Source organism: Ochrobactrum teleogrylli (assembly GCF_006376685.1).
Taxonomy (GTDB): domain Bacteria; phylum Pseudomonadota; class Alphaproteobacteria; order Rhizobiales; family Rhizobiaceae; genus Brucella; species Brucella teleogrylli.
On sequence record NZ_VEWL01000008.1, the window covers coordinates 19500 to 44608 of the forward strand.

Below are 25109 nucleotides of genomic sequence, written 5' to 3' on the forward strand. Positions count from 1 at the left end.
TGGGTTGAAGTTGAAGGTTCAATATCCGAAACCCGCCGAGAGTTTATATGGGAGATAATAATGCAGATCAATCGACGCAACCTGCTGCTGTCCAGCGCGGGGTTCATGGCCGCTGGACTTTTGCCTGGTTTCCAGTCTGCTGTTCGCGCGGCTTCGGGCGATCCGGTAAAAATCGGCTGGTTTGCCGCGCTTTCCGGCCCCTATTCCACGGGCGCATTGGCGCAGGATGCAGGCCACAAGGCGGCCATCGCAGAACTGAATGCCAAGGGCGGTGTGCTTGGCCGCCCGCTGGAGTTGGTCGCTCGCGATACGGTTGCCGATCCCGGCAAGGCTGTGAATTTCGTGCAGGAACTTCTGTTCTCGGAAAAGGTAAATGTGCTCTTCGGGCCCAACACCTCCGGGGAAGCGATGCCGATCCGCGACTTCATCGCCGAAGCCAACACGATCAATATGCCGACGGCCCTGATCGATCACGTGATCGACCCGGAAGCCTATCCGACGATTTTCCGCGTTGGCGGGTCGGCGGGGCAGCAAATTGAAGCCGGTATCACCTTCGCTCTCGATCACTATAAGAAGCAGAAGATCGCGCTCTTCGTAGATAATCTGTCTTATGGCGTTCTCTGCCGCGATCTTGCGCTTGAAAAGATGAAGGCGCGCAACATCGAGCCGGTCTATGTCGGCACGCTGGACGCCAACAAGGTGGATCTGGGCGACGATATCATCAAGGCGCGCAATAGCGGCGCGGATGTGCTTCTGGTCTGGTCGGCTGCATCTTCCTTCATGGCGCGCGTGTTGACGGCGCGTGGTGAGCAGAAGTGGGATATTCCTGCCATCTGCGCACCGATTGCGCTGAACGCCCAGATCACGGATCTCGTGAAGAAAGAATATCTCGACGGCGCGGTCGGAGTGGGCTTCCGTCATCTTGCAGTGGATGGCAATGGCAAGTTTGCCGCTGGCATTGAAGCTCTGCTGACCAAGCAGGCTTCGATTGTCGGGCCACAGCTCAAGAACGGCATAACCTGGATACTTCTTGGCTATGCGTCGACCAAGCTTTGGGCTGCTGCCGTAGAGAAAGCCGGTAGCGTTGAGACCGATGCTGTAATCGCAGCTCTCGAAACCATGGGAACGACGGAAACACTGTTCGGCAAGGTCGGTTTCAGTCCGAGCAGCCGGGAAGGGCTGTCGATGGACGAATACGCGCTCTTCACGATTTCGTCGTTCCAAAACGGCGGCTTCACGCTGGCCTGATCGATTGTCGGCGGACTCTCGCGCGGTGCGTGGAGCCCGTCACCAAGAGGACTAAACCATGTTTCTCGTTCTGATCTCGGGGCTAGCCCTGGGGTGCCTCTACGCCACGGTGGCCCTAAGTTACAACGTGATGTACTCGACCTCCAAGGTGCTCAGCATGGGCGCCGGACAGTTCGCCATGGTCGGCGGCATTGTCGGCGCATGGACGCTCGGCGATCTTGGCTGGCCGATCTGGGCCTCGCTGCCGCTCGTTATCGTCGTTGGTCTGATCTTTGGCTGGCTGACGGAACTTGTCGCCATTCGCCGCACCATGAATGGTGGAGATGACCACCTCTGGATTCTGTCCACGCTTGCCGTTGCAACGATTGTCCAGCAAGGCATGGCGCTTTGGTGGGGAACAGAGCCGAGACCGTTCCCTCGGCTCATTCCGCAAGACTATGCTGGCATTTTGGACCAGAAATACTGGCTTCCGATTGTGACGGCATTTCTCATGGCGGGCGGGCTTGCGTTGTTCTACCGCAAGACGGCAATCGGCAAAATCTTCGTGGCGCTTGCAGACGATACTTTTGCGGTCAGTGCGCGTGGCATTTCCGCAATCCGCATGCGCTCGCTTTCCTATGCCATTGCTGGTGCGCTCGGCGCTCTGGCGGGTTTCATGACGGGACAGCTCACCTACGCCTATTTTGCGCTTGGGCTGACGCTGACGCTCAATGGCTTCATCGCGCTTGCGATTGGCGGGATCGGTTCCAACATCGGCGCGCTGGCGGGCGGCATCATCTTCGGCGTAGTCACCACCTGTGTCGCTTATGTATTCGGCTCGGAATTCCAGCAAACCATCGCAGTCGGGACGCTCGTCATCCTCCTGACCTTTATCCCCTCGGGATTGTTCGGCAAGAAGCGGGTACGCCAGGTATGAACGTAAAATCACATCAGGGCCTTCTCTTCGCCCTCATCGGCATCGGCCTCGCCGTTGCCTTCCCCTTTCTCACCAATGATCGCTATCTGCTCCGCATCGGAGAAATGGTTCTGATCTACTGGATCATCGTTGCCGGACTGAACCTGCTTGTCGGTTATGTCGGCCTGATGTCCATCGGCCATGTCGGTCTTCTGTCGATCGGTGGCTATGCATTCGCGATTCTCGCTGGCAAGCTGGGGCTTCACCCCTATGCGGCGCTGATTGCTTCCGGTGGCGTGACCGCGCTTGCCGCAGGCCTTTTGTGCCTGCCATCGCTGCGGCTCCCGGGTTTTTATTTTGCGCTCGCAACGATTGCCTTTGCGCTCATCATGGTGGAACTGGCGCTCGGTTTCTCGGGTCTTACCGGCGGCACGGTTGGCCTAGCGGTTCCGGCTTTCCCAGCGCCATTCAAGCGCACAATCGGCGAATACTGGCTTGCACTTAGCATAGCAACCATCGTGACGGCTATGACCTGGAACTTGGCTCGCAGCATGTGGGGCCGTGCGATGATTTCCATCCGCGACAGCGAAGTGGCGGCGCAGAGCGTTGCAGTGTCAATTTTCCGCACAAAGCTCACCGTTTTCCTCTTCTCGGGCTTTTGTGCGGGCGTTGCAGGCGGACTTTTCGCACGCGCTCAAAGCCACATCACGCCGGAAGCCTTCAATTTCGACGTCTCGTTGATGTTCTTCACGGCGATCATTATCGGCGGACGCGGATCGATCATCGGTCCAATGGTCGGCACGCTGCTGCTTGCCGTGATCCCCGATGTATTCGCTTCAATGCAGCGCTATACGGCGTTCTTCTATGGCGGCATTTTGCTCGCGGTGGTTCTCGCAATACCGCAAGGACTCGGTGTCTGGGCCAAAGACCATCTTGGCAACATCGTCGGAAAGAGCGCATCAGATGATCAGCGCGGCGCGCAAGAGCCCAACATGCCCGCATTGACGGCCCTTTTGCAGGAGAAAGCCTGATATGAACATGATAGATCCTGCAGTAAGAAAGAGCACCGGCGTTCTAGGCCCGGACATGCTGCAAGCGCGCAATGTTTCCAAAAGCTTCGGTGGGCTGAAAGCCGTCAACGCTGTGTCGCTTTCCATTCAGGCTGGCCAGATTCACGGGTTGATCGGTCCAAATGGTTCCGGCAAGACCACGATGCTCAACCTCATCAGCGGTTATTACATGATCGATGAGGGGGGGGTGGTGCTTGGCGGCAAGGATATCAGCCGTCTTGACGTGCGCGCCCGCGCACTCGCCGGTATCGCGCGAACCTTTCAAAAACCGCGGCTGTTGCCCTCTTTAAGCGTGCTCGACAATGTCATGCTCGGTGGATGGGGCGCAGTTCAGGCCGGTTTCGTTGAAACCGCGCTGCATTTGCCGCGCTCAAGGCGCGAAGAGCGCAAAATGCGCGAGCGCGCGCAGGCGCTGCTTGATGCGTCGGGTCTCGGACATCTCGCCGGGCGGCGTTGCGAACATCTTGAACATGCCGAGCGGCGTTTCCTTGAAATCATCCGTGCTTTGATGATCAGACCAAAACTATTGCTTCTCGACGAGCCCGCGGGGGGGCTGACGGGTCGTGAGATCGAATATCTCGGACAGATTATCCAGTCGGTGGCGGAGGCGGGCATTGGCGTGCTCCTTGTCGAACATCACACGGATTTTGTCTTCCGTTTGAGCCATCACGTTACCGTGCTCAATCTTGGCGCGGTTCTGGCGGAAGACGCGCCTGATCAAGTGCGTAACGATGCGGAAGTCGTCCGCGTTTATTTGGGGAGTTGAGAGCATGGCAATGATGCATAACGGCACGCCGTTGCTCGAAATCACAGATCTGAGCGTGGCTTATGGCAAGGCGCCCGTGGTCATCGGCGCGTCGCTCAACGTCCATGCCGGTGAGTTCCACGCCATTCTCGGTCGCAATGGTGCCGGAAAAAGTACCATGCTTCACGCGGTTTCCGGTTTGATCGGCAAGCGCAGCGGTCGGGTCCGTTTTGGCGGCGAGGATATTACCAGTGCCAGCCCCGAAAAGATCGTCGAGCTTGGACTGATTCAGGTGTTGGAAGGCCACCGCATTTTTCCTTCACTGACAGTGCAGGACAATCTTGAGGTCGCGGCTTATCCTGGCAAAAAACGTGGTAAAAAGCCAGATTACGAGCGCATCTACCATTTTTTTCCTGAACTGGCGTCCAAGAAGAACGATCCTGCGTCTTCACTTTCTGGTGGTCAGCAGCAGATTCTGGCGGTTGGTCAGGGCATTCTTGCCGAGCCGCGTCTGCTCGTCCTTGATGAGCCTTCAGGCGGACTTGCCCCTATCGTAGTGGATCGCATCCTCGACGTTGCCGCGCAGCTCGCCAAAGAGGGAGCAGCGATCATTCTGGTGGAGCAGTTGGTGGAAAAGGCGCTGCGCCATGCCGATACTGCAAGCGTGATAGATACCGGACGCGTGGTGCATACAGGCAGCGCCGAGGAAATAGCCTCCAGTCCGGTCATCCGGGAAATCTATCTGGGCCACGCATCGTAACCTAACCGACTTGCCAGTTATGGCGGGCGAACATGGGGGACAACACGCGCCCCGTGAAAGATTTCTCATGCTCAAGGATGAAGCAAGTGTCAAAGACGACTGAACTCGCGCGCTACCATGGCAGGGTGGCTTTGGTAACCGGTGGACTTGGCGCCATGGGATTGGCCATCGGTCGGCGACTGACCGAAGAGGGCGCAATTGTTTATCTGGCCGATCTGACTGCCGATGACGCGGGGCGGATTACGGAAGCCTATCAGGGTGTGACACTTCCGAAGGTACTTACGCTTGACGTCAGTTCGGCGGAAAGCTGGGACGAGGCGATCAATACGATCCTCGCTGAAAGCGGTGCTTTGCACCTGCTGGTCAACAATGCAGGCGTGATAACGCCCGTACCACAGCCCATCACCGATATTCCGCTCGATGAGTTTCATCGCGTGCTGAAGGTCAATCTGGACGGCGTTCTGCTCGGAACACAGGCCGCTTTGAAAGCAATGAAACAGGGCGCAGGGGCGGCAATCGTCAATCTCGGTTCACTGGCCGCCTATACCGGCTCTGCCGATAACGGCACTTACGGCGTGTCGAAAGGGGCGGTTCGCTCGCTTACGAAACATGCAGCACTTTCGGCTGCGCGCAATGGTCATGATGTGCGCATCAATGTCGTGCATCCGGGCTATGTCTGGACGCCGCTTGTAGCCGCTAAGGCAGCGGGCCAGTTCGGGACGGAAGATGCGGCGCGTGAAGCCTTCTCGAAAATGAATCCGTCCGGCCGCATCGTCGAACCGTGCGACGTAGCGGCGGCGATTGCGTTTCTTGGCTCAAGCGATGCACGCATGATCCATGGAGCCGATCTCGTCATTGACGGCGGTCGCCTCATCCAGTGATGCTTCGGGCGCGACTTTAACAAAAGCCGTTAACGTCGCGCCAGTTCAGCGTTTTCGGCAGGTGCATGGCTCGTAGCCACCGGCGAACAAGCGACCAGGCTTCATGCCGATCATGGCCGGAACCTCGTGCAAGGCTTGTGCACCGAGAGAGCGTGCAATGGAGATTGTAGCTTCAGCACAGATGGCCGCGTCTTCCGCCGCATTATGATGCGCGAAGGTGAGACCGAGATACGAAGCCAGAACATTTAATTTGTGGGAGCCGAGGTCCGGCCAGACCTTCTGCGCCATTTTTACCGAACACAGATACTGAAACTCCGGGTAGCTTTGCCGATATTGGTCGAGGCATGCGCGCCAGACGCTGAAATCGAAAGCAGCATTGTGGGCGATCATCGTCGCGCCCGCGAAGTCATCTGCGAACTCATCCATGACTTCGGGAAACTCTCCGGCATCTTCGACATGCTCGGGGCGAATGCCGTGAATGGCGATATTGAATGAGGAAAACCGCATATCCTTCGGTCGGATAAGGCGCTCTTCAACGCGCACAACGCGGCCATCTTCAATCCATGCCAATCCAACTGAACAGGCGCTTCCGCGCTGTTCATTGGCCGTTTCAAAATCAACTGCGATGGTTTTCAAGGGATGCTCCGGCTGGCTTTGAAGAGCTTCTACCGTCAAGCGCATCATTTGGCAAAACCAAAGCATCGCCTGCATCCGTTTTGAAAAACCGATGCAGGCGGAATCGTGTTGATTATTTCAGCTCGACAACAGCTGCCTTGATATCGGGCTTTTGGGGAATGATACCGCTCTTGGCATACCAATAGGCAATTTTCCCAATCTGCTCGACATCTGCTGCGGTAACGGCGGTCGTCGGAACGGCATTGTTCTCACCGATCACTTGCCCCAGTTCAGCGGGTATATTCATTTCTTTGGCCCAGATGGCGCCAGCGTCCGCCTTGTTCGCCACGGCCCAGGCATTGTCTTTCTTCAGAACATCGAAAATCGCCTGAAGCTCGTCGGCTTTCTTTTCGGCAAATTCTCGGCTTGAAATCAGAACGACCGCATTGTCGGAACCAATGGCAGCGCCATCCGCAATTACCTGACCGCCATAGGATTTTTCGGCGATTGCCACGAAAGGATCCCATGTCGCCCAGGCGTCGACATGGCCTTGCACAAAGCTGGGGCCGCTGTCGCTTGGGCTAAGATAGACGCGCTCGACGCTTTTCGGATCGATACCGTTTGTCTCCAGCCCTTGCATCAGCAGATATTCGCCCGTACCGCCGCGGTTGACAGCAACCTTCTTGCCTGCCAAATCCTTGATCGACGTGATGCCAGCATCTTTCTTGGCAACAATTCCTTCCGATCCCGGCGACATTTTCTGATAGCCAAAGATCGTCAGCGGAATATTTGCCGCCAGCGCAGCAATGGCTGATATCGAACTGCCAGCGGTAATATCGATGCTGCCCGCGTTCAGTGCTTCAAAGGCTGGGGCCGCAGCCGGAAATGGGCCAGCCCATTCCACCTTAATGCCTTTTTCCGCGAGGGCTTGTTCCAGTGTGCCGCGTGATTTGGCCAGTGTTATGTCGTTGGGGCCGCGAAGCCAGCCAATGCGCACAACCTGATCGGCGGCGAACGCCGCTGTGCTCGCAAGTGTCATTGCCGCACCGGTAAGGGCGGCCAGAATTTGAAGTCTTTTCATTGAGTATCTCCGCTTTTAAGGGTGCAGGACGAAATGCCGGACGCCCAGCGCTTCCAGCAATTCGGTTTCGATAGCGGCAGCGCGTTTATCTGTTCTCTGTCGAGGGTGATCGATATCGACACGCAGATCGTGACTGAAACGCCCCTGATCCAGAACGAGAATGCGGTCGGCCAAAGCGACAGCCTCCCACACATCATGCGTCACTAGCAAGGTTGCTGGCTTGTGCTTGCGCCAGAGGTTGAACACCAGATCGTGCATGCGAAGACGCGTTAGCGCATCGAGTGCGGCAAATGGCTCGTCTAGCAAAAGCAGTTCCGGTTCTCGCACCAGCGCCCGCGCCAAGGCCGCCCGCTGTGCTTCACCACCAGATAATGTCAGAGGCCATGCATTGATCCTGTGCGACAGACCGACATCGGCCAGCGCTTGCGCGGCCTTGCCGCTGTTGCAGGCGTTCGGCACACCGAGCGCAACATTGTCGATCACACTTTTCCACGGCATCAGCCGAGGCTCCTGAAACACGACGGCACGGCGTTGGGGAATTTCCAGCACGCTTGCGGGAGCTTCGTCGAGCCCCGCAAGCACGCGCAAAAGCGTGGATTTTCCTGAGCCGCTTCTGCCAAGCAGGGCTACGAATTCCCCCGGCGCGATGCTTAGATCGATACCATCAAGAATTGCCGGTCCGCCGAAGGACCGCGACAAGCCATGAATTTTTACGATGTCGCTCATGATATCACCGCAGGGCGCCAGCGCAGGGCATAGGCCTCGATTGCGCGCACCAGCCCGTCAGTGAGCAGCCCCATGAGCGCGTAGACCAGCAGGCAGACCACGATGACGTCGGTTTGCAGGAAATCGCGTGCATAAGTGATGATATAACCTATGCCACTGGAGGCATTGATCTGTTCTGCCACCACGAGGCTAAGCCATGCGATGCTCAATCCATAGCGTACGCCGACGAGCAACGAAGGCAGAGCGCCGGGGATCACGACATGCCGAATGATTTCGAGCGTGCTGAGATTGAGGGTGCGTCCGGCTTCGATCAGCTTGCGATCAACGCCGCGAATGCCGCCATGCAGTGTCAGATAGATCGGGAAGACGGAGCCAAAGGCAACCATGCCGATCTTTGGTGCTTCACCTATACCGTACCAAAGGATGAAGAGCGGAAGAAGCCCCAGAAAAGGCATTGCCTTCAGCATCTGTACCGGCGGATCGATGATGGTTTCACCGAGCTTGGAAAGCCCGGCGAAAAGTGCCAGTGCGACGCCTACGACAAGCGCGATGGAGAAGCCTGCAATGACGCGGAGGAACGACACGGCCAAACCTGTCGCAAGTTCACCCGAAGCCAGCAGCCGCAGGCCGGTTGCCGCGATGTCTACAGGCGACGCCAGCGTGCGGGCCGATAAAAGCCCAGTCATGCTCACCAGTTGCCACAAGATCAGGATGGCGATGGGCGATACAAGCCTACGCATCCATTGCGGGAAGCGCGGACTTGCTTTGGCATTGCCGACCGAAGGAGAACCGACGGTCGCCGTTTTCTCCAGAGCGCTCGTATCAGCCATTGCTGGCCTTTCCGGTCAGATCCCGGTCGAACAGGGTTGACCACGTAAACTGCTTGCGCTCAGCGACGGGCCGCTCGACAGGAAGGCGCGGCAATACCATTTCGCCGAAACGATAGGCTTCCTCCAGCAGCGGCATGCCCGACAGGATAAACGTATCGACGCCCACGGCCTGATAAGCTTCAAGTGTGCGAATAACCGTGTCGGGCGAGCCGACGATTGCGGTGCCGGGGCCGGGGCGGACGAGACCGATACCCGCCCAGAGATTGGGTGAGATTTCAAGGTCGCGCAGATTGTCGGGTTTCACGCCGCCATGCATTGCCGTCATGCGCTGCTGGCCGACAGAGTCCGTGTTGGAAACGAAGCGCTTGTTGCCCGCCATGGCCGCTTCATCCATCTGGTCGTAAAGGTCGGCTGCTGCTTCCCACGCCTTTGCGTCAGTCGAGCGCACGATTACATAAAGACGGATACCGTATTTCAGTTCGCGCCCATGCGCTGCGGCGCGCGCTTTGACTTGGCTGACCTTATCGCCCATCTGTTCGGGCGTTTCTCCCCACGAAAGATAGGTATCGACATGCTTTGCCGCGACTTCGATTGCGCTGTCCGAAGATCCGCCAAACCATAGTGGCGGTGGGGCAATCGATGAACCGGCAGGAAGGGCCAGTTTTGCGCCTTCGGTCTGGAAATATTTGCCGTTATGGGTGACGCTTTCACCTGCCATAAGACGATGCCACAGCGTCAGATACTCGTCGGCCATCAGATAGCGTTCGTCATGCGGCAACATCATGCCATAAGCGCCAAGCATCTTGGCATCGCCGGAAACGACATTCAGCATCAGCCTGCCATTGGAAAACTCCTGAAATGTCGCCGCCATCTTGGCAAGCAGCGTTGGCGCTACCAGACCCGGATGGAAGGCCAGCAGAAACTTCATGCGCTCCGTATAGGGCAGAAGGGCTCCAGCCAGCGGCCACACATCATGAGCGCCGGTGGCAAAAAGCGCGCCGGTATAACCCAGATGGTCATAGGCCTGTGCAAGCTGCTTGTAGTAGCCGTAATCGACGACGCGTGAGCCCTCGGGTTTCCAGGGATAAGCGCCGTCTGGCGCGCACATGTACCAAAGGACATTCATGCTGTTTCTGCCTCGTTACGCTCTGCTATAATTTCCAGTCTGCGGCTGATCGCAGCATGGCGAAGCAGTATGTCTGCCTCCGCCTGCTGTTCTCGCAAAAGCGTGTCGTCAGCGGGCACGATGTGCCAGTTGCGTTCCTGGATCACCCGCGTCCAGGCGCGCCGCTCATTGTCGTCGGCGTCCTTGGCGAGAAGGGCTGCGGCCTGTTCAGGATGCGCGATAATCTCACGACCGATCCGGGCGAGTTCCACCGCAAACGCATCGATTACATCGTCCGGCAGATTGCGCTGTCCGATCGTCCAGAACACCGAGCGATTGGGAATTGTGGTGCCGCAATGCAGCAAGACATGGAATTCGCCACTGGCGAGCGCCTGTTCGAGATGCGGCGCCATGGCAATCCACGCCGCCACTTTGCCGGCACGGAGCAGTTCACGCGAAGGGCTCGCCAGAAGATCATGGCGTTTCACGTCATCAAGACGAAGCCCGACCTGCTCCAGACTTTTTGCCAGAAAATAAGTGTGAAAGGAGCCATCGACGAGCGCAATATCGCGCCCTTTCAGGTCGGCGACGGTCTGGATATCAGTATCCTTCGCAACCAGTATCGCACCATTTGCAGGCCGTGGCGCAGATGCTGCGGCATAGGTCACCGGCAGTCCGCCCTCCGCTGCAAGAATGGGCGGCGTGGACCCCGTGCCACCAATGTCGATATTGCCGGCAATAAGCTGCTGGGCGGTGTCGCGGCCTTCCGGATAAGGCACGAATTCCGGCTTGAAATCGGCGAAAGCCCCCGGCCAGCGAGACGCGAGCGTCAGATGCAGATTATTGGGATGAAAGCCGATCTTGAATGCCATGAAAACGGGGTCCGGTTGCAAATTCGTTATATAAATTTATATAATGGGATTCAGGCAGGCACCGAAGGAAGGCTTGATTAAACCTTCGGCGGAACTTGGAAAACCATTCCGTGTTTGCTCTATTTTTGAGATTGTTTGGCAGGGCGCGACGATCATGAACGAGAAAGCCACTCCAAAAGCCCATGTGCCCAAGGTGAAATGTCGGGCGGTCGGCGCAGCGTCTGATTTTCTGAAAGCCATATCCAATCCCGTGCGGCTTTCGATCCTGTGCGTCTTGCTGGAAGGCGAGCGCACGGTAAGCGAACTGGAAGACGTGCTGGATGTTCACCAGCCGACCCTGTCACAGCAGCTTGGGGAGTTGCGCGAGGCTGGTATTATCGAAGGGAGGCGCGAAGCGCGCGCGGTCGTCTATCGCGTAGCGGACCCGCGCGCCGGGCAGCTCATCGGGCATTTGCGCCTGCTGTTCTCCGATCCCGGTGCGTCTGCAATATGGAAAGGTGCCCAGCTTGGGGCGCCTGCTCCATCGGAAATGCTGCACAGCTAAGCCGGTTCAGCTATGGCCAACACTGTCGCCTACCAGTTCACGCGCACGCCGAGCTTTCCATTCCAGGCATAATTGTCGGCATCAAAGGTCGTGCTGTAGCTGACATTGCCATACCGAAGCCTTTGACATCTTGATCAGGGAAGCCAAATTCCGTCGCCCGGTTTGAGCTGGTTGTCATGTTGTACCAGGTTTGCGGTCTTTGAGTTACTCTTCTTCGCCGACACGCTCAGGGAATGAGCCGATCAACTGCCTGCCATAAATGGCTCCCATCGAAAGTATTGGAGCATAAAGGAACACTTCTGGTCCGTAATCAGGTGTTGGGTTCGGGATTGGTTGGATGGGTGAAACAGGCGGTGTTGGTGGGGAGGAGTTGGTGGTGTGGGGGGTACGGGCGTAAGCTCGGATCGGAGATACCAGTTCTCTTGACCGGAAGCGTCAATACTGCCGCGATAAGCGAGTATTCGTAAGGGCCAGCCACGGCTGGACCCGCGAGATGGATCGCGCCGGTCTCCCTTTGTTCCGTCATTGGCTGTATCGACAACAAGAATACCACTTCCAGTGGTGATGGCGCCTTGCCCGCCCGCATTCGTCACCTCCAACCGAGTGGAACCAGATGCCACGCCGCCGTTGATGATCAGGCGGTCGGACGGTGAGCCGTCCGTATCAAGATTAAGTGTTGAACCCAATTTGACCTGCTTTACCGGGGCTTCCCCAAATGCGCGTAGCGAAAGCATAGTCGCCGGACGCGGATTTGCCTCACAGAAATATGAACATTCGTTACTGATTGGCGTGAAAGACCTTGGCCACACCCCGCCAATGAGGGAAGCGCGGTTGCCAAAAAACCATAATTGCTCCACATAGATCGATACGTACATTTCGCGCTGAACAACGGGGCAACACTTGAAACGCCTAAAACTTGCTTCTCTTTGCCTCCTTCTGGCAACCGTTTCACCTGCACTTGCTTTCGAGGCTGGCACACCGCCGGACCTCAAGCCGCTGCCGCAGCAGGTTCAGGCCGCGCGCCTGACCTCTGAATTTTTGTCGCGTTTTCATTATAAGCCAGTACCACTCAACGATGCTCTGTCGGTCAAAATTATGGACCGGTTTATCAAATCGTTGGACCCGGACCGGCTGATCTTCCTTAAATCCGACATTGACGGGTTTATGGCGGACAAAACCAAGATTGACGACGCGATCAAACAGGAAAATCTGAGCATCCCGTTTTCCATCTTCAATGTTTATGAAAAGCGCATTACCGACCGCATGGCCTATGCGCGCAGCCTGTTGAACACGAAGTTCGATTTCAATGAGCAGGAAAGCTATCCGCTGATGCGGGACAAGGCACCTTGGCCTGCAACGGATGAGGAAAGCAAGGACCTTTGGCGAAAACGCGTCAAGAATGACTGGCTGCGCCTGAAGCTGGCTGGCAAGGATGATGCCTCGATCCGCGAAACGCTGGAAAAGCGCTATCAGAATTCGCTTGAACGTATTTACAAATACAAGAGCGACGATGTTTTCCAGATGTTCATGGCCGCCTATACAACCTCGGTTGACCCCCATACGGATTATTTCGGCGCCAGTGCTTCTGCTGAGTTCGATATATCGATGAAGCTTTCTCTCGTCGGTATCGGCGCGGTTTTGCAGGAACGGGACGACTACATCACGATCCGCGAGCTTGTGGCCGGTGGCCCGGCTCAGGTGTCGGGTAAAATCGCAGTCGGTGATCGCATTACGGGTGTCGGTCAAGACGAGACCGGACCGATGAAGGAAGTGGTTGGCCAGCGTCTTGATGAAGTTGTACAGCTGATCCGTGGCGCCAAAGGCTCGGTGGTGCGCCTGGATATTCTGCCTGCCAATGCAGGACCGGACGCGAAGCACCAGATCATCAGTCTGGTTCGCGACAAGATCAGCCTGGAAAAACAGGCTGCGCAGAAATCGGTGCTTGAGGTCAAGGATGGCAATGCCACGCGCAAGATCGGCGTTATCACCTTGCCTGCCTTCTACGAAGATATCGAAGCGCGCAGAAAAGGCGACAAGGATTATCGCAGCGCCAGCCGCGATGTCGCCAAGCTCATTACCGAACTGAAGCAGGACAATGTCGATGGCATCCTGTTCGATCTCCGTAACAATGGCGGCGGCTCGTTGTCGGAAGCAATTGATCTGACCGGTCTTTTCGTTGGAAAAGGTCCGGTCGTCCAGCAGCGTAATGCCAATGGCAAGGTCAAGGTGGAAAGTGATGATCGGTCGACGCCTGCCTGGCAGGGGCCGCTCGGCGTGCTGATCAATCGTGGGTCGGCGTCGGCGTCCGAGATTTTTGCGGCGGCGATACAGGATTATGGTCGGGGCGTGATTATCGGAGAACCGAGTTTCGGCAAGGGCACGGTGCAGACCGTGGTCAATCTTGACGAGGTGGCGCACAATCCAGAGCCAAAATTCGGTGAGCTTAAGCTGACCATCGCCCAGTTCTTCCGCGTGAACGGAGGCACGACGCAGCTCCGCGGCGTGACGCCAGATATCAGCCTACCCGGACTTTTCGATCTGAAGACTGTTGGCGAGTCGAGCTTCGACAATGCCTTGCCTTGGAGCGAAGTCAAACCGGCAAAATACAAGCGTTCCGGCGATATCAAGTCACTCTTGCCCCAGTTGCAGAACCTTCACGACGCCCGGGTAAAGGATAATCCTGAGTTCCAGCAGTTTGTGGATGACATTGCGGTGTTGAAAGCACAGCGCGAAAAGACGGAGCTTTCTCTCAATGAAACGGAACGCCGCAACGAAATGACGGCGGAAGAAAACCGTCTGAAAGCTCGCAAAAAATCTGATGATGGCTTCAACAATAGCCCGGATGATGGTCTTCAGTCCAACGAGCGAAGCCTGAGCGCAGATATCGCCATTGAGAAAACCCGCAAGAGCGCCAAGGACGTTCTGCAGATTGAGGCGGCGGGGATCGTTGCCAATCTCTCGGATATGCTGGCTGGAGCTAAGGCGGCGGCGAAATAGTCGATAATAGTCATCACCCCTATGCGGCAAATCGCGCATAGGGGTGATGGTGAATATTACCTCTGACCATTCCGGCTTAAATGGCTGCAGCACTACTGTCCGATCTTGACGACCAGTTTTCCGAAATGTCCGGCGCTTTGAAGCGCGTTATAAGCATTCTCGGCCTCGCCGAAGGGATAGACCTTGTCGATCTGCGGTTTGATGCCAGTACGAACAAGGGATGCAAGCGTGGAAACCGGGCCGACATAAATGCCCTGCAAGGTTATCCTCTTTTCAAGGATTGCAGCGGTTTCGATGGAGCCGTTAAACCCGGTCAAGACGCCCATAAGCGATATGCGTCCATCAAAGCGTGTTGCCTTGAGGGTCTTGTTCAGCGTGGACGGACCTGCTGAATCGACAGCCAGATCAACGCCCACATTCCCCGTGAGCCGCAGGACTTCATTTTCCCAATCGGGATGTGCCTGATAGTTGATGACGTGGTCAGCACCGAGCTTTCTGGCACGTTCCAGCTTTTCGTCGGAACTCGATGTAATGATGACCCGAGCGCCCGCCATTTTTGCAAGCTGCAAGGCGAAGATCGCCACACCGCCCGTACCGAGGAGCAGGACGGTTTCGCCTGGCTCTAAAGGTCGTCTTTCAAAAAGCGCGGACCATGCCGTAACGCCTGCGCAGGGAAGCGTTGAGGCTTCTTCAAATGTCATGGGGTCCGGTATCCGTACGACCCCGGTTGCCGGTACGACGATACGCTCACTCAACACACCATCGACGGTATTGCCGCCAAGGCTTGCAGCCTTCTTCACCTCGGAGAAGGGGCCTTCAACCCATTCAGGCATAAAACCGATGACCACACGATCACCGATGGCGTAATCTGTCACGCCTTCTCCGACGGCCGACACGACGCCCGCTCCATCGGACAAGGGAATGCTGTCCTTGGTACGCTTCGCGACGATAAGATCGCGATAGTTCAGTGACGCAGCACGCAAATCGACTGCAATCTCTCCGCGCCCCGGCTTGCGGCCCTGTTTCTCAACCAGCTTCAGGCGTGGATTTTCATTTCCGGTCAGAATGTAACTTTGCACGGCATTGTCTCCTTTAATGCCTGAACAAATAGGCCTATATTGAGCTTTGAAAAAGTACGTACAAATTTGGCATGTAGTATCATGGATGATAGTGTCAGGACGCGCGGCAAGCGTCGAAATGTCAGCAAAACAGGCTGCGCGGTGGAAGCAACGCTTTCGGTCATCGGGGGTGTTTGGAAACCGGTAATCCTTTTTCATTTGCTGAAAGGAAAGCTGCGCTTCAACGCACTTTGCAGGCTCGTTCCAGCAGCGACACCAAGGATGTTGACTTTGCAGCTCCGGGAGTTGGAGGCTGACGGGATCATAAACCGCACTGTCTTTCCGGAAGTGCCGCCGAAGGTGGAATATGAGCTGACGGGCCTTGGTCATTCTCTTGCGCCCATCTTGATCAGCATGCGGGACTGGGGCGAGCGCATTCAGGGCGATCAAGCGCATCCAAGCGCAAAGTGCTGAGTTGGATATATAGGGGTGACTTCATCCTTGACGGGCAACCACCTGCACGTTTAAGCGAAAGGGCAGACGGAACCAACAGCGGAAGCCTCTGCCAATGAGCACTTTGCGCATTCTCCCCAGCGCCGATATCCCTGAACTGCCGAACCGCTACAACGGCAAGGTTCGTGAGAATTACGATCTGCCGGACGGCAGCCGTATCATCATCTCTACCGACCGGCTGAGCGCCTTCGACGTCATCCTGACATCGATCCCTTTCAAAGGTCAGGTTTTGACGCAGACCGCGTCCTATTGGTTCGAGGAAACGGCGGATATTTGCCCGAACCACGTTCTGGCTTATCCAGACCCGAATGTCGTCATTGGCAGACGGTTGGACATTCTGCCGGTTGAGGTCGTTGTGCGCGGCTATCTGGCGGGTACGACCAGCACGTCGATCCTGACGAAGTACCGCAAAGGCGAGCGCCAGATGTATGGCGTCACACTGCCCGATGGTCTGAAGGACAATGAAAAGCTGCCGCATCCGATCATCACGCCGACAAGCAAGGCTTTCGACGGCGGACATGATGAGCCCCTTTCCGGTGAGGAAATCCTTGAACAAGGTTTGCTGACCGCAGAACAATGGGAAACCGTGTCCCGTTATGCGCTGGCGCTTTTCGAGCGTGGACAGGCGCGCGCGGCGGAACATGGATTGATCCTTGTCGACACCAAATACGAGTTTGGAACAGACGCAAGCGGCCGCATCATTCTCGCGGATGAAATTCATACGCCGGATTCAAGCCGGTATTGGATTGCTGACAGCTATGAAGAGAGTTTCGCTGCGGGAACCCGCCCGGCGAGCTTCGATAAGGATTTCGTGCGCGCCTGGGTCACCGAGCGTTGTGATCCCTATAACGACCCGATCCCGGAAATTCCGCTTGAACTCATCGAGCAGACCTCGAAGGTCTATATTCAGGCCTACGAACAGATCACCGGCAAGACTTTTGTGCCCGATCTGACAGGCGAGACGGTGCTGGACCGCGTTCGCGCCAATCTCGAACCATATTTCGTGAAGAAAGCAAAACCGGCGCGCGCCAAGCCGACCACCCGTGCGCCGCGCAAGAAGGCTGAACCAAAAGCAGCTGTCGTGAAACCAGTTGCAAAGGAGGCTGCTGTTACCGCTCCGGCTGTTCGTAAGAGATACACACCAGCGGAACGGGCTGCCATTCTTGCAGCAGTTGCGAAGGCCACCGAGAACGGCAAAGCTACGCTGAAAGCTGTATTGCAGCATGAAGGCGTCAGCGAGCAAACCTATTACAACTGGAAGAACGTTGCTGGTAAGTCCGCAGCCCAAGCGGCTATCACACCTTCTGCGGGTGACGATTTGAAAGCGCTTGTGGCGCTGGAAGCGGAAAACCTCAAGCTGCGCAAGGAATTGGCAGCAAAACTTCGAGCGGAAAATGCGGAATTGCGCAGGCGTCTCGGCAAGGCATAACACTTAAAAAACAGGCGACCGTAATCAGGTCGCCTGTTTTGCTTTCAGTAGAAATATCGGTTCATTGTCCATCGAATATTTGCGCAATCGAACGCATGAAGTGGTCGTTCTCTTCCGGGCTGCCGATGCTGACGCGAATAAAATTCGTGTATCCCTGTTGTTTCCATGGTTTGACGATGACGCCGTCGCGTAAAAGCTTCTCGGCGAAAGCAACGGAATCCGTCTTGACGTCTATGAACAGGAAATTGCCTTTTGACGGAGCGAACCGGATTTGCCGCGTACCGAGGAAATCAGCCACACGGGCCCGCTCACGCAAAGCAAGAGCTACACCTGCCGCAAGATGTTCGCTGTCACGCCGGGCGATCAATCCAGTCGCCTGTGCAATCGCATTGGCGTTGAAGGGCGTGCGGGCGCGGTCAAGATAACCGCGCAAGGTGCTGTCGCTTGTGAGGCCGAAGCCAAGACGTGCGCCTGCCAGCCCATAGGCTTTGGAGAATGTTCGAAGCACGATCCAGTTAAGGTCGGTGCCGCGTAACAGGTCTATGGCTGATGGATAATCATCCCCCGCCGCATATTCGGCATAGGCTTCGTCGAGCACAAGCAAAGTGTTTGGAGATGTCGCATTTATAACCCGCTGTAGCGCTTCCGGATCGAGCCAGCTTCCGACCGGGTTGAGCGGATTTGCAAACATGACAAGCCGCGGGCCTTTTGCAACGGCGGCCACCAGAGCATCGACATCGACGTCCAGTGATTGTTTTACCTCGACCCGCTCGACCACAGCTCCCATGAGCGTCGAATAGTCTTCATGCAAAGGGAAGGATGGGTAAAGCGTGACGACGCGATCACCGGGGCGAAGCACAGATCGGCAGATGACCCCGATCAGGTCTTCCGATCCGTTGCCCAAGATAACCCGATCCTCCGGCAACTGAAATTCCTGCGCTATTTCGAGCGCCAGAGCGCGACCGGACGGGTCAGGATAAAGCCTCAGCAGGTCGTGCACGGAGACGAAGAGTTCTTCTATTTTCGGGGAAGGACCCAAAGGGTTCTCGTTCGAACCGAGCTTTGCGATTTGTGCCGGATGATAGCGATGTTCGACTTCGGCAATGGTCAGCCCGGCATTATAAGGGCTAAGGGCGCGTATCTCTGGACGAATCAGACTGTTGAGCGCTGTTTGATCATCGGTCATTTCTCGTTCTCCTCTCATGGCGCGCTCTTGGATGCGGCGCGCCTTGCTAAAGAACGTTCTAAGACTAAACTCCTATTTTGTATATATATGTATAGACAAGTTCCGAAAAAGATGCCTTTATGTCGGGGAGACCATAAAAAATTGCTAAACATTACCCGCAGAATGGTTAGAAGTTCTGGCGATGTTTTGTTCAGGCAGGGTCCATAGGGGAACATGATGCAGGTTTTATCGCTTTTCGACCTTAGCGGGCGTAAGGCGCTGGTCACTGGCGCGAGCCGGGGACTGGGACAGGCTATTGCCGAGGCTCTGGCATCGGCAGGGGCCGACGTCGCCATAACAGCGCGCAAGTCCGACGATCTGACCGAAACGGCCTCTCTCATCGCCGCTCTTGGGCGCGCCTGCGTGCCGCTTTCCCTTGATGTGCGGGATGTTGAGGCCTGCGCAGACGTGACTGCAGAAGCTGCTGCAAAACTGGGCGGTCTTGATATTCTCGTTAACAATGCCGGTTATGAAGAAATACGACCTTCGCTCGATGTCGATGAAGCGCTGTGGGACCGCATTGTCTCGACCAATCTGAAGGGCGCATTCTTTTGCGCTCAGGCGGCGGCGCGTCACATGACTGATACCAAAAGCGGCGGCGCAATCATCAATCTTTGTTCGCTCACCTCCTATGTTGGCGTACCGACAGCGGCACCTTATGGCTCGTCGAAGTCTGGCCTCATGGGGATGACGCACGCGCTTGCAACGGAATGGGCGCCGCACGGCATTCGCGTCAATGGTATCGCGCCCGGCTATTTCCGCACGTCGATGACGGACGTTTTCTATGAAAATGAAGAATGGCAAAAGTCCATGCTGGATAAAATCCCCCAGGGGCGGTTCGGTCGCATGGATGATGTTGCAGGCGCGGTGGTGTTTCTGGCGAGCACCGCATCCGCTTATATAACGGGTCAGGTTATCCCCATCGACGGCGGCTATCTGGCATCGATCTAGCGTTTCGGCTCCCCGAAACTGACGTGAGACACTTACGACCGGCGTTTTCAAACGCTTCTGAATGAAACGGGAAACATCAATGAAATCCACCGGAAACGGAACTGGCCCCAATGCCAAGATCGGACCGGCTGCCGTCTCGGCCAAGAATGTCAGCATGATCTATAACGGCTTCCATGCCGTTCGGTCGGCTTCATTCGATCTCGATCAGGGACGTTTCCTGACCATTCTCGGGCCATCCGGTTCGGGCAAAACAACCCTGCTTCGGCTGATCGCTGGTTTTCAACGCCCAAGTGTCGGCGAAATTTTCATCAATGGCCAGGCTGTCAGTGCGGTTCCGTCGCATAAGCGTTCGATCGGCATGGTGTTCCAGAAGCTTGCCTTGTTTCCGCACATGACAGCAGCGGAAAATGTGGCTTTTCCGCTCAAGATGCGCCGTTTCGATGCCCGGACTATCCCGGAAAGGGTCGAGCGCTATCTCGATCTGGTTCGTTTGGGCGGGCTCGGCAACAGACGCGTTCATGAGCTCTCCGGCGGCCAGCAACAGCGCGTCGCCATTGCCAGAGCCTTGGTGTTCGAGCCTGATCTTCTGCTGCTTGATGAACCGCTGGCCGCGCTTGACCGCAAGCTTCGTGAAGAAATGCAGCTTGAATTTCGCCGCATCCAGCGCGAACTGGGTGTCACCACGATTAACGTCACCCATGACCAGCGTGAAGCACTGGTCGTGTCGGATGAAATCATCGTTATGGATGGCGGTGAAATACAACAGATGGCAAGGCCGTCGGAAACCTATCGCAACCCGTCCAACGCTTTTGTCGCGAATTTCATCGGGGTTACCAATTTCATCACCGGGAAAGCTGCGTCCGTGGACGGCAGTATCGTGCAGGTGGATGCGGGGCCGAAGCTTGTTGGTATGTTGGGTGACGGTCAAAAGCCAGTCGCCGCAGGCGATGGTGTTTCTGGTGCCATTCGCGCCGAACAAATCCGTATCGGTTCAAATGCTGAAGGTGCTGCCGGGCTGGATACCACGCTTGAAGGTGTTGTCACCGACGCAATCTTTGAAGGTGAGCGCATTGTGTATGAAGTGCGCGTACCGGCGCTGGGCGATGCCTTGATGCGCGTGTTCGATCACGATCCGGTCGGACACAGCCAGTTTGAAGAAGGCGCGACCGTCACGCTCGGCTGGAATGCACGCGATCTCATCGTTTTTGCAGCATAAAATGAACACCAGATTACAGACAAAACCCTAGAGGAGAGAACATAATGAGCGCTGTGAAGAAGCCCTTTTTGATACTCGACCGCCGCCGCTTTCTGCAAAGCGCAGGCGCGATGGCCGCTGCTGCCGGAACCACCTCGCTTGGCCTTTCCCGCGCTTTCGCGGAAGAGCCTGCAAAGCCGAAAGAACTCATCGTGCGCGCCTGGGGTGGCAGCTGGGTTGATGCGCTGAAGGCGGGCGTTTCCGATCCATTTACGGCGAAGACCGGCATTTCAATCCGCCACGATCTGACGGAAGACAATGAAATTCAGCCGAAGCTTTGGGCAGCGGTAGCGCAGAAGCGTATTCCGCCGATCCATGTCAACTGGGATACGACGACCAATGCAACCAAATCGGCATTGCGTGGCGTGACGGAAGATCTGTCGGACCTGTCCAATCTGAAAAACACTACCGATCTTGCCAAGCCGGTCGGCCTCGACGGTTATCCGATCGTCAATACCTATGGCTATGTCTATGTGCTGGCTTATCGCCCGGAAGCATTCCCGGATGGCCCGCCGAAGTCGTGGCATGCTCTGCTTGATCCGAAGTTCAAGGGACGCATCGCGCTTTACAATGACGGCATTGGTTTCCACTTCCCGGCACAGGTTGCCGGGGGCGGCAAGCTGGAAGACATTCCGGGCAATATGCAGGCAGCCTGGGATTTCATCGCCAAGGTGAAGCAGCAGCAGCCGCTGCTCGGTGAAGACCCGGATTTCACCACCTGGTTCCAGAAGGGTGAAATCGATCTCGCCTGCACCATTTCGACCAATGCGCGCGAAGCCCAGAAAAACGGTGTCAAGATCGACTGGACCGTGCCTGAAGAAGGCGCGAAGTTCGACACCGATGGTTTGTGGATTCCAAAGGGTCTGCCGGAAAACGAGCTCTACTGGGCCAAGGAATATATCAACTTCGCTCTGACCAAGGATGCGCAGCAGGTCTGGCTCGACGGCCTCGGCCTGCCGGGTGTGGTGCCGGGTCTGACGCCGCCCGCCGATCTGGTGAACGATCCGGCTTATCCGACCAAGGACGAGGATTTCAAGCATCTCATCCGCATCTCGGCCAAGGTACAGGTTGAGAACGAGAGCGAGTGGTTCTCCAAGTTCAAAGCGATCATGCAGGGCTGATCCAGCTCGATAGACAACAAGGATCGCCCGATGAGGGCGATCCCTATGCCCGATATCTCAAGGCAAATATTCAGGAATTGAAACATGCGAGCGGCACGCTCTGCCTATCCGGTGGTTTGGCGTATCATGGATGCGCTGGAAGCAATCGCAGCCTTTCTATGGCCCGCGCGGTTTAACCGTGCTGTGCCCTATCTGATGCTGTTTCCGGCCATCGTGTTGGTGGGCTTGCTGGTGCTCGGCCTGATCCAGATAGCAGACACCAGCCTGCGTACACTCGACACGTCGACATTCCTGATGTCGGACTATTACACGCTTGCCAACTACAAGCGCGCACTGACGGAATCCCTCTTTGCGACAGTTGCCTGGCGCAGCCTTTTCGGATCTCTCGTCGTTACGCTTTTCACGCTCATTCTGGCGTTTCCCTATGCCTATCTGATGGTCAGAACGCCTTCGGCAGCCTTGCGTAAATTCCTGCTGATCGCGCTTTTTCTGCCATTCTTCATCGGGCAGGTGGTGCGGGCTTATGGCTGGCTCATCATTCTGGGCAATCAGGGCATGGTGAATGAGGCGCTCGGTCTCGTCGGCATCGCACCCTTGCGCCTGCTTTATAACTATCCGGCAGTTCTGTTCGGACTTGTGCAATATATGCTGCCATTCGCGGTCCTGATGCTGGCGCCGGCGCTGACGGCCATACCAGAAGAAATGGAAGCGGCGGCAAGTTCGCTTGGTGCGAACTGGATGCGGACATTTGCGCATGTTGTGCTGCCCATGGCGCGTCCCGGCCTGATTGGCGCGGGGCTGGTGGTGATGACGCTTTCGCTGACCGATTTTGCCATTCCGGCAATCCTTGGTGGCGGCTCTCAGGACTTTATCGCCAACGCCATTTATGACCAGTTCTTCCGCACATCCGATCAGGGGCTGGGCGCGACTTTGGCGCTGCTGCTGGTCGGTGTCGGTTCCATTCTTGTCGGGATCGTCTTTACCCTGTTCGGTGCGGGAACGCTCGCCATGGGGAGGGCGCGCAAATGACCGCTCCATTGTCCAAGTCTGTCGTTATCTGGACCTTTGTAATTGCGGTGCTGGTGCTTCTCTCTGCACCAACAATCGTGGTTCTTGGAGCGTCCTTCACGTCGGGCAATATGATCACCTTCCCGCCCGAAGGGTTTTCCTTGAAATGGTATCAGAAGATCGTCGGGACAAGCGATTTGTGGGATGCATTCCTGCGTTCCCTCTATGTATCCTTCATTTGCACAATCGTCGCTATTCCTGTCGGAACGCTGGCCGGTATCGCGCTGGCCAAATATGCGGTGCGCTTTGAAAAGACGATCCAGATTTATCTGCTGTTGCCCTTCACGATCCCGCTGATCGGTTCTGGTATCGGCCTGATGCTGGTCTTCGGGCATGCCGGTATTCTGGGTCAACTTTGGCCAGTCGGGATTGCAGCCTGCGTCATCAATCTGCCTTTCATGATCTGGGCTGTGACGGCAAGTGCGGCCAATCTCGATGCTGACCTTGAACTGGCCGCCGCAAATTGCGGGGCAGGGCCGATATCGACATTTTTCTTTGTGACGCTCCCGGTCGTGGTGCCGGGTGTAATCAGCGGATCGCTGCTGATGTTCATTCTGGCGCTCAACGAATTTCTGGTGAGCCTGCTTCTGGTTGACGCCCGGATCGTCACCCTGCCGGTGCAAATCTACAATTCGATCCGATCCATCATCACGCCTGACCTCGCAGCGATTTCCGTGGTTTTCATCGCCTGCGCCGCGTTTGCTATCTTCCTGCTCGACCGTCTGGTCGGGCTCGACATTTTCCTGAAATCGAAATGATCAGCTGCGTCCCCACCGCAGCGAGCAAGGAGCCGACTATGTCCGATGTAACCTTTCACGAACTGGCAAAGCTGGACGACGCCAAGCGCGCGGAGCTTTTGAAGCGTTCGGAAACCGATCTCTCAGGCTTTATCGAGAAAGTGAAACCGATCATAGAAGCCGTTCGCACGGATGGCGACGCCGCATTGGTGCGGTTTGCACGTGATCTGGACAAGGCCGAAGTCGATCCTGCCAACATCAAGGCAACCGAGGCGGAATTTGACGCTGCTTTCGACAAGGTCGAAAAAGATGTGATCGAAGCCATTCAATTCGGCATCGACAATATCCGTCACTTCCATGAAGAGCAGAAGCCGGAAGCGATGTGGCTGAAGGAAATGCGTCCCGGCGCCTATGCTGGCGACCGCTTTACGCCCATCCGTTCGGTAGCGCTCTACATCCCGCGCGGGAAGGGCGCATTTCCGTCTGTCACCATGATGACCGCAGTGCCTGCTGTGGTTGCCGGTGTGCCGGAACTGGCGATCGTTACCCCGCCGACGCCGGATGGCTCGGTCGATGCCGCCACGCTCGTCGCTGCACGTCTGGCCGGTGTCGAAACCGTCTATAAGGTTGGCGGCGCGCAGGCCGTTGCAGCGGTTGCTTATGGAACGGAGACCGTGAAACCTGCGCTTAAAATCGTTGGTCCGGGTAGTCCATGGGTTGTCGCCGCGAAGCGCCTCCTTGGTGGTGTCATCGATCCGGGTCTCCCCGCAGGTCCTTCCGAAGCAGTGATTTTCGCCGACGATACCGTCAAGGGCGGTCTGGCCGCGCTCGACCTTTTGATCGAAGCCGAGCACGGTCCGGATTCATCTGCATGGCTTGTTACGCATAGCCGTCGTGTGGTGGAAGAAGCGCTAGCCGCTCTGCCGGATCATTGGGCACGCATGACGGAGCAGCGGGTTGGTTTTTCCAAGACCGTTCTGACCGGCAAATATGGTGGTATCGTCCTGACCTCATCGGTCGAGGAAAGCTATCGCTTCATCAATGATTACGCGCCCGAACATCTGGAGCTTCTTTCGACCGACCCGTTTGCGCATCTTGGCCACATTACCGAGGCTGCGGAAATCCTTATGGGGCCGCATACGCCGGTGGTTATCGGTAATTTCGGCCTCGGACCCAATGCCGTGCTGCCAACCAGCCGCTGGGCGCGCACCTATGGCCCGCTTTCTGTGACCGATTTCGTCAAGCGTTGTTCCATCGGCTATGTGACGGCTTCCGCTTATCCGGAATTCGCCAAGCACGCCCGCACGCTCGCCCGTTATGAAGGCTTCTCGTCTCACGAAAATGCCGTTTCGGAAATCCGCAAAGACTATCTTTAAGAAAGTG

The 25109-nt window shown here is 56.5% G+C and carries 25 protein-coding genes and 1 pseudogene; 17 read left to right on the top strand and 9 right to left on the bottom strand.

The features are described 5' to 3' along the window. Positions 1-60 precede the first annotated feature (60 nt). From FIC94_RS13550 to FIC94_RS13575, 6 genes are all read left to right on the top strand, one after another. Positions 61-1248, top strand: a complete 1188-nt coding sequence (locus tag FIC94_RS13550) for an ABC transporter substrate-binding protein (protein ID WP_140025222.1) — start codon at positions 61-63, stop codon at positions 1246-1248. 58 nt (positions 1249-1306) lie between these two features. Next, the gene (locus tag FIC94_RS13555; RefSeq protein WP_140025223.1) at positions 1307-2164 is read left to right on the top strand and encodes a branched-chain amino acid ABC transporter permease; all 858 of its coding nucleotides are present in this window, start codon (positions 1307-1309) and stop codon (positions 2162-2164) included. Further along, positions 2161-3174 (top strand): branched-chain amino acid ABC transporter permease, encoded by a 1014-nt coding sequence (locus FIC94_RS13560; RefSeq protein ID WP_109366077.1) that lies wholly within the window; start codon positions 2161-2163, stop codon positions 3172-3174. The genes FIC94_RS13555 and FIC94_RS13560 overlap by 4 nt, the downstream gene beginning before the upstream one ends. A gap of 1 nt (position 3175) precedes the next feature. Further along, positions 3176-3979, top strand: coding sequence for an ABC transporter ATP-binding protein (locus tag FIC94_RS13565; protein WP_140025224.1), 804 nt, complete (start codon positions 3176-3178; stop codon positions 3977-3979). A gap of 10 nt (positions 3980-3989) precedes the next feature. Continuing rightward, positions 3990-4718, top strand: coding sequence for an ABC transporter ATP-binding protein (locus FIC94_RS13570; RefSeq protein ID WP_235892010.1), 729 nt, complete (start codon positions 3990-3992; stop codon positions 4716-4718). Positions 4719-4804: 86 nt separating this feature from the next. Then, on the top strand, positions 4805-5599 hold the full coding sequence (locus FIC94_RS13575; protein WP_210237292.1) for an SDR family NAD(P)-dependent oxidoreductase: 795 nt from the start codon (positions 4805-4807) through the stop codon (positions 5597-5599). 45 nt (positions 5600-5644) lie between these two features. Here FIC94_RS13575 and FIC94_RS13580 read toward each other — a convergent pair whose 3' ends face one another. The 6 genes from FIC94_RS13580 to FIC94_RS13605 all read right to left on the bottom strand — a co-directional run bounded on the left by FIC94_RS13580 (position 5645) and on the right by FIC94_RS13605 (position 10828). Continuing rightward, complete coding sequence (locus tag FIC94_RS13580; RefSeq protein WP_121537976.1) at positions 5645-6235, bottom strand: 3'-5' exonuclease; 591 nt, start codon at positions 6233-6235, stop codon at positions 5645-5647. A gap of 112 nt (positions 6236-6347) precedes the next feature. Beyond that, positions 6348-7295 (bottom strand): aliphatic sulfonate ABC transporter substrate-binding protein, encoded by a 948-nt coding sequence (locus FIC94_RS13585; protein WP_140025225.1) that lies wholly within the window; start codon positions 7293-7295, stop codon positions 6348-6350. Positions 7296-7310: 15 nt separating this feature from the next. Beyond that, positions 7311-8021: an ABC transporter ATP-binding protein gene (locus tag FIC94_RS13590; RefSeq protein ID WP_140025226.1), complete on the bottom strand. Its 711-nt coding sequence runs from the start codon at positions 8019-8021 to the stop codon at positions 7311-7313. Then, on the bottom strand, positions 8018-8851 hold the full coding sequence (locus FIC94_RS13595; RefSeq protein WP_140025227.1) for an ABC transporter permease: 834 nt from the start codon (positions 8849-8851) through the stop codon (positions 8018-8020). The genes FIC94_RS13590 and FIC94_RS13595 overlap by 4 nt, the downstream gene beginning before the upstream one ends. Next, entirely contained in the window at positions 8844-9977 is a 1134-nt protein-coding gene (locus tag FIC94_RS13600) for an LLM class flavin-dependent oxidoreductase (protein WP_140025228.1), read from the bottom strand. Before FIC94_RS13600 ends, FIC94_RS13595 begins: the two co-directional genes overlap by 8 nt. Beyond that, on the bottom strand, positions 9974-10828 hold the full coding sequence (locus FIC94_RS13605; RefSeq protein ID WP_140025229.1) for an ABC transporter substrate-binding protein: 855 nt from the start codon (positions 10826-10828) through the stop codon (positions 9974-9976). The genes FIC94_RS13600 and FIC94_RS13605 overlap by 4 nt, the downstream gene beginning before the upstream one ends. Positions 10829-10982: 154 nt before the next feature. Here FIC94_RS13605 and FIC94_RS13610 point away from each other — a divergent pair, with 154 nt between their 5' ends. Continuing rightward, on the top strand, positions 10983-11372 hold the full coding sequence (locus FIC94_RS13610) for an ArsR/SmtB family transcription factor (protein ID WP_140025230.1): 390 nt from the start codon (positions 10983-10985) through the stop codon (positions 11370-11372). Between the two features lie 242 nt (positions 11373-11614). On the opposite strand, the gene FIC94_RS22880 is transcribed toward FIC94_RS13610, so the two are convergent. Next, positions 11615-12247 carry an autotransporter outer membrane beta-barrel domain-containing protein gene (locus FIC94_RS22880; protein ID WP_140025231.1) on the bottom strand — a complete coding sequence of 211 codons (633 nt, stop codon included), beginning with the start codon at positions 12245-12247 and terminating at the stop codon, positions 11615-11617. A 25-nt stretch (positions 12248-12272) separates the two neighbouring features. On the opposite strand from FIC94_RS22880, the gene FIC94_RS13620 reads away from it, so the two are divergent. Beyond that, positions 12273-14369 carry a carboxy terminal-processing peptidase gene (locus FIC94_RS13620; protein ID WP_140025232.1) on the top strand — a complete coding sequence of 699 codons (2097 nt, stop codon included), beginning with the start codon at positions 12273-12275 and terminating at the stop codon, positions 14367-14369. Between the two features lie 92 nt (positions 14370-14461). On the opposite strand, the gene FIC94_RS13625 is transcribed toward FIC94_RS13620, so the two are convergent. Next, positions 14462-15448, bottom strand: a complete 987-nt coding sequence (locus FIC94_RS13625) for a zinc-dependent alcohol dehydrogenase family protein (protein WP_235892011.1) — start codon at positions 15446-15448, stop codon at positions 14462-14464. Positions 15449-15487: 39 nt separating this feature from the next. Here FIC94_RS13625 and FIC94_RS13630 point away from each other — a divergent pair, with 39 nt between their 5' ends. The 3 genes and pseudogenes from FIC94_RS13630 to FIC94_RS22640 all read left to right on the top strand — a co-directional run bounded on the left by FIC94_RS13630 (position 15488) and on the right by FIC94_RS22640 (position 17369). Further along, on the top strand, positions 15488-15901 hold the full coding sequence (locus FIC94_RS13630; RefSeq protein WP_371830916.1) for a winged helix-turn-helix transcriptional regulator: 414 nt from the start codon (positions 15488-15490) through the stop codon (positions 15899-15901). A 103-nt stretch (positions 15902-16004) separates the two neighbouring features. Further along, positions 16005-16943, top strand: a pseudogene (locus FIC94_RS13635) (phosphoribosylaminoimidazolesuccinocarboxamide synthase); the annotation flags it as partial. A 78-nt stretch (positions 16944-17021) separates the two neighbouring features. Then, positions 17022-17369, top strand: a complete 348-nt coding sequence (locus tag FIC94_RS22640; protein WP_235892015.1) for a transposase — start codon at positions 17022-17024, stop codon at positions 17367-17369. 61 nt (positions 17370-17430) lie between these two features. On the opposite strand, the gene FIC94_RS13640 is transcribed toward FIC94_RS22640, so the two are convergent. Further along, positions 17431-18555 carry a histidinol-phosphate transaminase gene (locus FIC94_RS13640; protein ID WP_140025234.1) on the bottom strand — a complete coding sequence of 375 codons (1125 nt, stop codon included), beginning with the start codon at positions 18553-18555 and terminating at the stop codon, positions 17431-17433. Between the two features lie 216 nt (positions 18556-18771). Between FIC94_RS13640 and FIC94_RS13645 the strand changes: the two genes are divergently transcribed. From FIC94_RS13645 to hisD, 6 genes are all read left to right on the top strand, one after another. Further along, positions 18772-19545 carry an SDR family NAD(P)-dependent oxidoreductase gene (locus FIC94_RS13645; RefSeq protein WP_140025355.1) on the top strand — a complete coding sequence of 258 codons (774 nt, stop codon included), beginning with the start codon at positions 18772-18774 and terminating at the stop codon, positions 19543-19545. Positions 19546-19624: 79 nt separating this feature from the next. Then, on the top strand, positions 19625-20761 hold the full coding sequence (locus tag FIC94_RS13650; protein WP_140025235.1) for an ABC transporter ATP-binding protein: 1137 nt from the start codon (positions 19625-19627) through the stop codon (positions 20759-20761). 44 nt (positions 20762-20805) lie between these two features. After that, positions 20806-21921: an ABC transporter substrate-binding protein gene (locus FIC94_RS13655; protein WP_109366059.1), complete on the top strand. Its 1116-nt coding sequence runs from the start codon at positions 20806-20808 to the stop codon at positions 21919-21921. Positions 21922-22005: 84 nt separating this feature from the next. Continuing rightward, positions 22006-22950, top strand: coding sequence for an ABC transporter permease (locus FIC94_RS13660; RefSeq protein ID WP_140025236.1), 945 nt, complete (start codon positions 22006-22008; stop codon positions 22948-22950). Continuing rightward, positions 22947-23747 carry an ABC transporter permease gene (locus FIC94_RS13665; protein WP_109366057.1) on the top strand — a complete coding sequence of 267 codons (801 nt, stop codon included), beginning with the start codon at positions 22947-22949 and terminating at the stop codon, positions 23745-23747. Before FIC94_RS13660 ends, FIC94_RS13665 begins: the two co-directional genes overlap by 4 nt. Positions 23748-23785: 38 nt before the next feature. Further along, a complete protein-coding gene (gene hisD, locus FIC94_RS13670) occupies positions 23786-25102 on the top strand; it encodes a histidinol dehydrogenase (RefSeq protein ID WP_140025237.1) in 1317 nt (438 codons plus the stop codon). The last annotated feature ends 7 nt before the right edge of the window (positions 25103-25109 follow it).